Source organism: Streptomyces sp. NPDC001493 (assembly GCF_053597235.1).
This window is the reverse complement of record NZ_JBSFHV010000010.1, coordinates 86377-94594: the sequence shown is the minus strand read 5'-3', so window position 1 is coordinate 94594 and position 8218 is coordinate 86377. Positions and strand designations below refer to the sequence as shown.

6 protein-coding genes are annotated in these 8218 nt (G+C 72.4%); 3 read left to right on the top strand and 3 right to left on the bottom strand.

The window, feature by feature from the left end:
• Positions 1 to 62: 62 nt before the first annotated feature.
• The 3 genes from ACWCWD_RS16505 to ACWCWD_RS16495 form a co-directional block, all read right to left on the bottom strand.
• Positions 63 to 1505 (bottom strand): hypothetical protein, encoded by a 1443-nt coding sequence (locus ACWCWD_RS16505; RefSeq protein ID WP_450773507.1) that lies wholly within the window; start codon positions 1503 to 1505, stop codon positions 63 to 65.
• Between the two features lie 560 nt (positions 1506 to 2065).
• Complete coding sequence (locus ACWCWD_RS16500) at positions 2066 to 3736, bottom strand: cellulase family glycosylhydrolase (RefSeq protein ID WP_450773506.1); 1671 nt, start codon at positions 3734 to 3736, stop codon at positions 2066 to 2068.
• 141 nt (positions 3737 to 3877) lie between these two features.
• Positions 3878 to 4819, bottom strand: coding sequence for a LysR family transcriptional regulator (locus ACWCWD_RS16495; protein WP_450773505.1), 942 nt, complete (start codon positions 4817 to 4819; stop codon positions 3878 to 3880).
• 118 nt (positions 4820 to 4937) lie between these two features.
• Here ACWCWD_RS16495 and ACWCWD_RS16490 point away from each other — a divergent pair, with 118 nt between their 5' ends.
• From ACWCWD_RS16490 to ACWCWD_RS16480, 3 genes are all read left to right on the top strand, one after another.
• Positions 4938 to 6338, top strand: coding sequence for an FAD-binding oxidoreductase (locus tag ACWCWD_RS16490; protein ID WP_450773504.1), 1401 nt, complete (start codon positions 4938 to 4940; stop codon positions 6336 to 6338).
• A gap of 139 nt (positions 6339 to 6477) precedes the next feature.
• The gene (locus ACWCWD_RS16485; protein ID WP_450773503.1) at positions 6478 to 7167 is read left to right on the top strand and encodes a HEAT repeat domain-containing protein; all 690 of its coding nucleotides are present in this window, start codon (positions 6478 to 6480) and stop codon (positions 7165 to 7167) included.
• On the top strand, positions 7154 to 8152 hold the full coding sequence (locus ACWCWD_RS16480; protein WP_450773502.1) for a MerR family transcriptional regulator: 999 nt from the start codon (positions 7154 to 7156) through the stop codon (positions 8150 to 8152). Before ACWCWD_RS16485 ends, ACWCWD_RS16480 begins: the two co-directional genes overlap by 14 nt.
• Positions 8153 to 8218: the final 66 nt, after the last annotated feature.

Here is an 8218-nt window from a genome sequence, read left to right as displayed (position 1 = left end):
GTGGAGGGCCGGGGGGAGGCGGGGCGGTTTCCCGCGGACGCCGCTCCCCGGCCCTCGGCCGGTCAGCCGTTGGCGATGCGCACCACTCCGGTGATCGTCCCCTGATAGACCACGCCACCCGGGGCGATGGAACCCACCATCTGGAGGGAGTCGAAGAGCGAACCGGTGCCGACGGACTTGGTGCGGACCGTCTTGCCGGTCGCCGGGTCGATCTCCGCGTAGGCGAAGTTGTCCAGGATGGACGTGCTGTTGGTACCCGGGATGAGCGGGCTGCGCACGATGGTGTGGAGGAGACCGTCGGCCGTGGAGAGCCGGGGCACGGCCGAGGAGCGGATGCTGGTGTCCCACTTCAGGTCGCAGCCGGAACCGTCCGCCCGCACGTCGACCCGGCTGAAGCCGCCCGTGAAGTCGGCGGAGGCGGGGACGCTGGTGCCGGCGTTCTCCGGCAGCGCCGGGTAGGGGTAGCCGTAGGTGCTGGCGACGAAGACCGAATTGCCCACCGCCACGGGGGAGTTCTCGCTTCCGCTGCCGGACTTCAGCACCGGGACCGAGCAGACCTGGGCACCGGTGTCGGTCCGGTACACGAGGAGGTTCTCGGTGGGCGAGGCGTTGTCCACGATGGTGACGTAGTCGGTGCCGGTGTTCGGGCCGAAGAACGTCGGGGTCGAACCGGTGCCCCAGCTCAGCTGGCCGGGCTTGCGGGCGGGCCCGCGGTCGTAGGGCTGCCGCCAGGTGACGGTGGGCGTGCCGTCCGCGGCCGCGTTCAGCAGGTACGTGGCGTGGCTGGTGGCGACCGAAGTGCCCTCCGGCGCCGTCGAGATCGAGTTGTCGACGCGCTCCCCGGCGGGCAGGGCCAGCGAGCGGACGGTGCCGGTGCGGTCGTCCGCCGTACCGACCACGCCACGGCCGGTGGCGAACCACACCCGGCCCTGCCAGTCCGGCGAAACCCCGGTGACGGCGTCGCCCTCCGGGACGGCCCCGGCCAGCGAGAGCGAACTCGCCACGTACAGCTCCCAGTTGCCCGAAGCGTTACGGCGGTGGCCGATGCGGAGCAGGGTGCGGTTCCCGTCGACCGCGACGAGCCGGTCCTGGTCGTCGAGGTAGGCGTACACCCCGCCCAGCAGCGAGCCCTTGGCGATGGTGAGCGTCGTCAGCGACTCGCCGGACGCGGGGTCGAGCAGATGCACGGTGGGCACCTGGCCGAAGATCGGTGTGCACAGGGCGACCGGGTAGCCGTCGGAGCCGACCAGGATCGTGGGGCAGGCGGACTGGAGGGCGACCCGCTTCGAGGTCAGCGAACCCGCCCCCGGTCCCGGGAGCGGCGTGGCGTCGGACGATCCGGTGTCGCCGTGCATGGTCGCGGTGCCCTGGGGGCCGCTGTACGGATTGTGCGGCGGCAACGGGCCGAAGGCCGTCGCGGCCTGGGCCGGGAACGCGGCCGCCAGGGTGAAGAGGGCGGCGGCGCCCAGCACGGCGGCACGGGGGAACAGGGACGGACGGGGCACGGGGATTCCATTCGGGAGAGGAGGAAGAGGACGGCGAAGGGCGGCCGGCTCCGGCGGAGGACGGCAAGGGACAACGGGCATCCGTGGGTGACAGGCGAACAGTGACCGGCGGACATCGACGGACGGTCAGTGACCGGCGTTCAGACGGCGAGGAGGGCAGAGCCGGGCCGCCCGCGGAGTCTCGTGCGACGGAGCGGGGCGGTGGCCGTCACTGCCAGGAGGCCGACGGGCCGGGGCCGTTGCGCGGCGGGCCGCCGGGGAAAGGGCCCGGGGCGGAGTGAGCGCCGTGGGACGGCGGAAGTCCCCGCCGCGACCGGACCGGTGGGCTCAGCGACAGAGTGCGCTGGACTGCCTGCACTGGTCCACGTGGCGACGGGCCACGAGCAGGGCGGGCGTGTACCCGAGTTCCCCGAGGGTTGTCATGGGCATGGACCCTGGCAGTCCGTGCCCACGGGGGCAATGGGCGGTCCACATGGTGGACGGGCAGGGTGGCTCCTGTCATGCCGATGCCCGGCAGGGGCGGGCCCCTGCCGGGCATCGGGTCGGACCGGTCGGACCGGTCAGACGACGGTGCAGGCCGTGCCGCTGAGGTCGAAGGCGGTCGGCGCGGTGTTCGTGGCCCCACGGGTGCCGAGGAAGCCGAGGGTGACCGACGAGCCGGTGGCGATCGCGGAGGTGTACGAGGCCGGGACCACGCTCACCGCGCTTCCGCTCTGGGTGGGCGTACCGCCCCACATGCTGCTGACGGTCTGGCCGTTGGCGAAGGAGAAGCCGAGCTTCCAGCCGCTGATGGCGGCGGTGCCGGTGTTGCGGAGGGTGATCTCACCCTGGAATCCGCTCTGCCAGTCACCGACCACGCGGTACGCGACGGAGCAGGCGGCCCCGGAGGAGCCGCCGCCCGTGGCGGTGGTGAGGCTCACCGCGGCGGAGCGGGCCGAACGGTTCCCGGCCGCGTCGCGCGCGTAGACGGCGAAGGAGTAAGCGGTGCCGGACGTGAGGGAGTTGACCGTCACACCGGTGGTGGTGGAGGAGGCGACCGCCGTCTCCGTGGTGCCGCTGACGCGCACGATGTCGTAGCTCTTCACGCCGACGTTGTCCGTCGAGGCGGCCCAGTTGAGGGTGGCGGAGGTGGACGTCACCGCCGAGGCGGTCGGGGTGCCGGGAGCGGTCGGGGCCTGGGTGTCGGCCGTCGCCCCGCCGAAGACGGTGGCCTCCTTCGAGGTCTGCGCGATGCCGTTGACGCCGTGGAAGATGCGCTCGCCCCAGGAGCTGAGCCGGGTCGGGTCGAAGTCGATGACCAGGTCCAGGATCGGGTCCGTGTTGCCGCTCCAGGACCAGGCCAGGTAACCGAGCTTCAGCTGCTCGGCGGTGGCCATCATGGTGTCCTCGTCCGGGTCGCCGTACTGGTCCGCCGGTCCTCCGAACTCACCGATGAGGATGGGCAGTCCGGCATCCACGAAGGCGTGCAGGTAGTCGGTGACGGCCTGCGCGGTGTTGTAGACGCTGTACATGTGGATCGAGAAGATCAGATTGCCGGTGGTGTCGGCGTTGTACACCGACTGGGCGTTGGCGCGCATGACGCCCTGCCAGTCCTGGCCCCAGTTGGGGGCGTCCACCATGATCGTGTGCTGGAAGCCCGCGGTCCTCAGCTTCTGGACGGCGCTGATGGTCGGCGCGGTCCAGCCGGAGGGATTGGTGTTGCCCCAGGGCTCGTTGCCGATGTTGATGATGATGTAGCTCTCTTCACCGGCCAGCACGTCCTTCAGGCTGATCCAGTAGTCGGCCGCGTGGTCGAGGGTGCCCGCCGCGGAGTCCTCGCCGTAACCGGTGGTGTCGTGCACCTCCAGTACGCAGATGAGCCGGTTGGCCTTGCACTGGGCGACGATCCCGGCGACCTCGGTGGGGCTGTTCTTCGTCCACCGGTAGCCGTCGGAGAGCACGACGCGCACCGTGTTGGCACCCGTCGCCTTGATGTCCGCCAACGACTGGGTCTCACCCGGGTACCAGGTGTGCGCGTGGTTGACCCCGCGCATCACGAAGTCGTTGCCGTTGCCTTCCAGGAGGCGGCCGTTGCTGATGTGGAGCCCGGTGGTGGCCTCCGCCGACCGGGTCTGCGCCAGGGCCGTCGCCGGGGCCAGGGCGCCGACGAGGACGATCCCGAGGAGAGCGGTCAGAACTCTCCTGAGGAGGGTGGTGGGGTGGGTTCGTGCCGTGCTTCTCGCTGTTCTCACTGCGGCTCCAGAGGGTGGACGCGTCGAGCATCGGGCGATATGGGAGCGCTCCCACAAATGGGAGCGCTCCCATGAAGCCATCCTGTCGGGGTCACGTCAAGACATCGCGCAGAGCCGAGGTGATCAGGGGGGCGATCCGGCTCACCGGGCCGGCGCGACCGGCAGCGCCGAGCCGGTGACGATCGCCTCCGGCGCCGGGTGCGAAGGCTCCGGCACGCCCGCACCGGGCCGTTCCAGCCCGACCAGCAGTGAACGGACGGCCTCCACCGCGTGCATGACCATCGCGGGATCCGCGCCCAGCCGGGCGTGCGCGCTCATCCGGATCGCAGGTGCCTGCGGGAGGCCCGTGTACTCGACCAAGCCCTCCGGGGCCCGGCCCGCCGTAGCCAGCAGGGCCACCCCGAGCCCGGCGCGCGCGGCATCCAGCACCCCGGCCAGGTAGCCGGCGTCGCAGACGACCGAGGCGGCCACGCCGTGCGTGGACAGAACGTCGAGTGCTCTGCGGCGGATGGCGCACGGCGCCGCCACCGCCACCAGGGGGAGGGGCGCCGGGGCCGGCGGCGGCGACCAGCCCGGCGCGGCGTACCAGGTCAGGGGCATGCCGCCGACCTGCATGCCCTCGGTGGAGGCCGCCTCGGTCACGTACACCGCCAGGTCCACCGACCTGCGGTCGACGGCCTCCACGAGCCGGGCGGAGCGATCGATGCGGAACCGGACCCGGCAGTGCGGGAGCGTTCCGTGGACGGCCTCGGTGATCCTGGGGAGGATCTGGTCCGCCCCGTGTTCGGTGGAGCCGATGACGATGGTGGCGGGCTCGGAGCCGAGCAGTCTGCGTGCGGCCTCGTCGTGCACGCCGAGTATCCGGCGCGCCTCTTCGAGGAGAAGATTGCCGGCGTCGGTGAACCTCGTTGCCCGGCCCGATCGTTCGACCACCGGCCTGCCCAACGCGCGCTCCAGGCGCCGGACATGCTGACTCACCGCTGACTGGCTGAGTGTCAGGGCCTCTGCCGCCCGGTGGAATCCGCCCCGGTCCGCGACAGCAACGAGACTGCGTAGAGCGACAATGTCGAAGACTGGTCCCATGGGCGCACGCTAGCATCAGCCAATAAGCATTCGCGATCGCTTGTGATCGTTCCTGCTTGTTGAACGTACGCGGCGGGTTCCGCCATCCTGGCCGCATGTCGCACACCACGGCCGGACCGTGAACACATCCACCCAGACCGTCGAACAGGCTTCGGCGGGAGCCCGGTTACTCGGCCTGCTCGCCCGGGACCTGCCCCCCGACCGGCTCACCACCGACCCCCTCCGCACGGCCCCGTACGCCACGGACCGCTCGGGAGCCCCCGCAGGCGGCGAACCGCTCGCCGTCGTGCACGCCCTGCGCACCGACGACGTGTCCACCGTGCTGCGCCACGCGGACGTCCTGCGGGTCCCGGTCGTGCCGCGCGGAGCGGGTACCGGACTCTCCGGAGGGGCGACGGCCGGCGAGGGCAGCCTGGTACTCGACCTGTCCCGGATGAACCGGATCGTCGAACTCTCCCCGGACGACCAACTCGCCGTCGTGGAACCGGGCGTCATCACCGCCGACCTCGACCGGGCCGCCGCCTCCCACGGACTGCGCTACGCCCCCGACCCGGCGAGCGCCGCCCTCTCCACGATCGGCGGGAACATCGCCACCAACGCCGGCGGACTGCGCTGCGCCAAGTACGGCGTCACCCGGGACAGCGTCCTGGGCCTGGAAGCCGTACTCGCGGACGGAACCGTCCTACGGACCGGCCGGCGTACCGTGAAGGGGGTCGCCGGATACGACCTGACGGCTCTGCTGACCGGGTCCGAGGGCACGCTCGCCGTCATCACCGGAGCCACTGTGCGGCTGCGGCCCGTGCCCGTCGCCACCGCCACCCTGGCGGCCTGGTTCGACACCTTCGCCGACGCGGCCGACGCGGCGACCGCGATCACGGCGGCCGGAATCGAGCCCGCGATGGCCGAACTGCTGGACGGCCCGGTGCTCGGCGCGATCGACGCGGCCGAGGGCACCTCACTGCGGGTACGGGGCGCGGCCCTGCTCATCGTCCAGTGCGACGGTGCCGGGGCGCGGGCCGAGGCCGAGAGGGTCGTGACCGTCCTGGAGAAGCGCGCCGCCTCGCTCACCGTCGCCGACGACGACGCCGGGGCCGACGCCCTGCTGGCGGCCCGCCGGCTCGCCCTGCCCTCCCTCGAACGCCTCGGACGCCCGCTGATCGAGGACATCGCCGTCCCCCGCTCCCGTCTCGCCGAGGCGGTACGGGGCATCGCGGAGATATCCGACCGGCGCGGTGTGCCCGTCTTCACCCTGGCCCACGCGGCCGACGGCAACCTGCACCCCATCGTCGTGGTCGACGCGGCCCTGTCCGAACTGCCCGAGGCGGCATGGGAAGCGGCGGGCGACATCTTCGCCCTCGCCCTGAGGCTCGGTGGCACACTCACCGGCGAACACGGTGTCGGCACCCTCAAACGCCAGTGGATCGCCGAGGAGTTGGGAGCCGACAACCACGCGCTGCAACGGCGCGTGAAGGCCGCCTTCGACCCGCACGGAATCCTGAATCCGGGAAAGGCCGTCTGAGCGTGAAGGGGGCGACGGAGGCGGCGCGCCGGGACGCCGCCTCCCGCCGAGCGTCCGGGCGGCTCGGGACCGGCGTCCGAAGCGGCTTGACCTTGACACGGTGACAAGGTCTTCACTGCGGTCCGAGGAGGTGGTCCCGATGACCACGACAACACCGGCCACGGACGCGGCACGAGCACTCCGGGCGCTGGAGGACAGCAGCCCGACCGTACGGCTGCGGGCCGCCCTGGCCGTCGGCACGACGCCCGACCCGCGCTTCGTCGGCAAGCTCGTCGAGCGCTGCGCGGTCGAACCCGAGTTCTTCGTCCGCGACATGCTGACCTGGGCCCTCGTCCGCCACCCGGTGGACCTGACACTCCCCGAGCTGCTCCGCGAAGTCCGCTCCGAGCGGGCGCAGGCGCGCAGCCAGGCGCTGCACACGCTGTCCAAGATCGGGGACCGGCGGGCGTGGCCGGAGATCACACCGGCCCTGTTGTCGGACCCCGACGACGAGGTGGCGCGAAGCGCCTGGCGGGCCGCGGTCGTGCTCGTACCGGAAGGCGAACAGCCCTCCCTGGCCGCGGTGCTGGTGACGCAGCTCGGACGCGGTGAGCGACAGACACAGCTGAGTCTCAGCCAGGCGCTGGTCGCACTGGGCGAGGCGATCGTGTCCGCCCTGGACGCCGCGACGGGGGACCCCGACCCGCGCGTACGCACCCACGCGCTCGCCACCACGGCCCTGTTGCGCGACCCGGACGCCGGATTCGAGCCCGCGATCGAGGAGGCCAAGCGCGTCGCGGCCCTCACCGGAGCCCCCGGGGCGGACGATGAGAACCGTGCTGATCGGTGAGGTGTCGAAAAGGTCCGGGGTCAGTTCCCGCATGCTCCGGCACTACGAGTCACTCGGCCTGGTACGGCCCTCGGGCCGTACGGGCTCCGGCTACCGGGAGTACTCCGCACAGGACATCCGGCGGATCTTCCACATCGAGAGCCTGAGGTCGCTGGGGCTGTCGCTGCGGGAGATCGGGCGCGCCCTCGACGATCCCGGGTTCACGCCCTCGGAGCTCGTGGACGACCTCGTCCGCCGGACCGGCGAGCGCATCGCGGCCGAGACCGAGCTGCTCACCCGGCTGCGCCGGATCGACGCCGCGGACCCCGCGGACTGGGAGGGCGTCCTTCAGGTCGTCGCGCTCCTCCAGGCGCTGGGGTCGCCGAGCGCCGACGCGCGCCAGCGCGCCGCGCTCTCCTCGGCCGACCGGGCTCCCGTGCCGGTGGAGGCCCTGGTCGAGGCGGTCCTGGACGAGGCGGACCCGAACGTCGCGGGCGCCCTGCGCTGGGCGCTGGCCCAGTCGGGCGCGGGTGGCCCGGCGTTGCTGGCGAAGGGCCTCGGCTCACCGGTGGCGGCGGTACGGAAGCGTGCCGTGCAGTCCCTCGCCGAGATGCCCGGTGAGGAGGCGACCGCCCGCCTGCGGGAGGCCCTCGCACACCCCGACGAGGTGGTGCGCCGGTACGCGGCACCGGAGCTCGGGACACGAGGAGTGGCGGAAGTGATCCCGACGCTCCTCGACATGATCGTGGAGGGCGGCAACGACACCGACGCGGCCGACGCGCTGAGCGAGCTGGCGGGCGACCCCGCGACCGCCGACCGGATCGCGACGGGACTCGTCGACCGCCTCGACCGTGACACCACGGGCGCACCCGCACGCGGACGGCTGACCCAAGCACTGGCGGGCATCCCCGGGGCGGCGGCGTCACGCGCCCTCGTGGAGCTCTCGCACGACGAGGACGACGCCGTCCGGCTGACCGCCGTTTACCTCCTCCGGCTGCGGGGCTGAGCGCACCGGCCTTCGCCGGGTCACGGAGCGGGACGACCTGGACGTCTCCGCCGGATCATGCTCGGG